At 67.7% G+C, this 2,654-nt stretch carries 1 protein-coding gene and 1 pseudogene; one reads left to right on the top strand and one right to left on the bottom strand.

Translation table 11 applies throughout. The features are described 5' to 3' along the window. Window positions 1–302: 302 nt before the first annotated feature. Window positions 303–1,328 (top strand): annotated as a pseudogene (locus N4G66_RS45000) (MFS transporter); the annotation flags it as partial. Between the two features lie 536 nt (window positions 1,329–1,864). On the opposite strand, the gene N4G66_RS44995 reads toward N4G66_RS45000, so the two are convergent. Next, on the bottom strand, window positions 1,865–2,654 hold a 790-nt coding region (locus N4G66_RS44995), incomplete at its 5' end, for a substrate-binding domain-containing protein (protein ID WP_261710126.1).

Raw genomic sequence — 2,654 nt, 5'->3', positions numbered from 1 at the left:
GAGAGCTGACGTTCCCGACACTGGATCTTCCCGGGGTCATGGTGGGGCGCGGGGGCCCTCTGCGCGTTGGAATGGAAATCCGCCGCGGGTGGATTCGAATCCCGTCCTTGAGCGGGTGCGATCGTCCTCCGTGTCTTCAGTGCGATCCTGTCGGGCCTCATTGAGGCCGAGTTGAGGCCACAAGGACAGGAACGGACTGGCAAGGGTCGAGAAGCGCTGCCGCGGTCCACCCCGCCTGACCTGGGAAAACGCCAAAGATGAGCACTGATCGGCAAGGACCGCCAAGATCCTCAAAGGACTCATCACTCATGCCGACCTCGTTCCCGGAGGGCCCCCTGCGGGAGAAGGCCTTTGGCCTCAATGGGGCGCTGATGTCCGCCGGGTTCACCACCGGAGCGATCCTCGGTGGTCTGCTGACCGACCTGCTGTCCGGGCGCCGGGCGTTCTTCATCAATGTGCCCGTCGCCCTTGCCGTCCTCGTCATCGCTCCGACGGTCATCAAGGAATCCCGGCCCGACGAGCGCCCGAAGCTGGACGTCCCCGGCGCCGTCAGTGTCACGCTCGGTCTGCTGGCCATCGTCTTCGGCCTCACCCAGGCCGGTGAGTACAGCTGGGGCTCCTCGTCCGCGCTGTTACCGCTGGCGGCCGGCATGCTGCTGGTGGTGTTCTTGGCTGTCGAGCGCAAGGTGGCCGCGCCTCTGGTGCCGCTCAGCGTGCTCGGCAAGCGGTCAGTGGCCTGGGGAAACGTCGCCGGCCTGATCGCGTTCCTCACCGAGACGTCCCTGGTCTTCCTGCTGACTCTGTACCTCCAGGAAGTCCTCGGCTTCTCCCCGCTGGCCGCCGGTCTGTCCTTCGGCGTGCTGGGCCTGGGAACGGTCGTCGGCGGCTCCGTTGCCCCGAAGGTCATCGGGAAGATAGGCACCAAGCAGACCCTGATCACCGGCGGCATCCTGCAAACCTTGTTCACAGCCGCCCTGCTCGGCCTCAGCGACGATCGCTCCTGGATGTGACTGCTGCCCGTCGCCACCTTCGTCGGAGGGGTCGGCAACATGCTCGTCATTGTCGGCTTCATGGTCACCGCAACATCCGGTCTGGCCGACCATGAACAGGGGCTGGCCACCGGGCTCGCGACCATGACCCAGCAGATCGGCATCACCATGGGCCCGGCGATCATGAGCGTCATTGCCACCGCGGCGATGACCGGTACCGGTGCCTCGGCCATCCTCGGCGGCTTGAAGGCGGCGATCGCGGTGAACGCCGCCATCGTGCTCTTCGGCGTCCTCACCAGTGCCCTCTTCCTCCGCGGTGCACGGTCGAGTGCGCAGTAACTCACAGTGGTACGAGCCACGCGGCCGCCTGACCGCCTTCGGCGAGGCAGCTGACTCACGTCCTAACGGTCGGCGTCTCAGGGTGCTGCGTGACACTTGGAGCACTGGGTTGCCACCAGACTGCGGTGCGGGAGAAACGGCCCGTACTGAAAACGGCCCAGGAACCTTCTCACGTAGGCGTCTGTTCCGATCGGGGCATGCCATCTACGAGGCGCAGGGAGTGGAGACCAGGCAGGTCGGTGAGGCTCCCACCGTTGGTAGAGGCGTATGGCAACGAGATCATCGTGCTGCCACCGTTCTGCTTGCGCGGAGAGAACGTGCCTGGCCCGCGGACAGGAGCGAGCGAAGGGAGTATCACCTTCGCTCGCGTGGAGAGCACCGAGGACGGCCGTGCCGCGGCTTGCGGCGCGGCGGTGCTCTCCCGACGCGGTCAGGAGAGTGCCACCTGCGGGTTCACCGCCATACCGAAGAGCGGCAATGCCGGCCGGCCGATCTCGACAGCCTGCCTGGCCGTGCAGTTCGGCGCCAACTCCAGGTCACGGTTCCTGCAACGCAGCGACAGGGAGTTCGCCCGAGCCTCGGACGACCAGGTGGGTGGGGACGGTGATGGTGCGGGCGCGGGTGCGGTCGCCGTCGAGTCGGGTCAGCGCGGTGGTCGCGGCTGCCCTGCCGAGTTCTTCCGCGTCCTGGGCGACGACGGTCAGGGCCGGCTCGAGTGCCTCGGCGAGCGAGACGTCGTCGAAGGCGACGACGGCGACGTCCTTGCGCTTGCTGCGGGCCAGTTCGGCGACGATGCCCAGCGCCATGATGTTGTTGCCGGCGAACAGCGCGGTGGGGGGGTCGGCCTGGTCGAGGAGTTGGGCGGTCGCGGCCTCGGCTCCTTGCTGATTGTGGGCGTTGGCGAGGAGCGAGCGGTCGTCGGGGAGTCCGGCTTCCTGGAGTGCCGAGCGGTAGCCGGCCAGGCGTTCACGGCGGGTGTACAGCTTCACGGGCAGGTCGGCGACGAAGCCGATGCGCCGGTGTCCGTGGGCGATGAGGTGGACGACGCCGTCGTGGGCTCCGGCCCGGTTGGAGCTGACGATGCTGTCGGTGGCGAGGCCGACTCCGGGTCGGTCCAGGAAGATCACGGGCAGCCCCGCCGTACGGTGGGACTTGAGGTGGGAGTGGTCGGCGCCGACGGACGGTACGACGATCAGGATGCTGACGCGGCGGGCGAGGAACTTGTCCGTCAGGGCGCGTTCGCGCTCGGGGTCGTCCGTGGAGGAGCCCATGAGGAGGGTCAGTCCGCGCTCGCGGACGGTGTCCTCGATGCTTCTGGCCACGGCT

It is taken from the genome of Streptomyces rhizosphaerihabitans (assembly GCF_025399795.1).
GTDB classification, from domain to species: Bacteria; Actinomycetota; Actinomycetes; order Streptomycetales; family Streptomycetaceae; genus Streptomyces; species Streptomyces rhizosphaerihabitans.
Note: the sequence above shows the minus strand (reverse complement) of the source record. Positions and strands in the feature narration are given on the sequence as shown.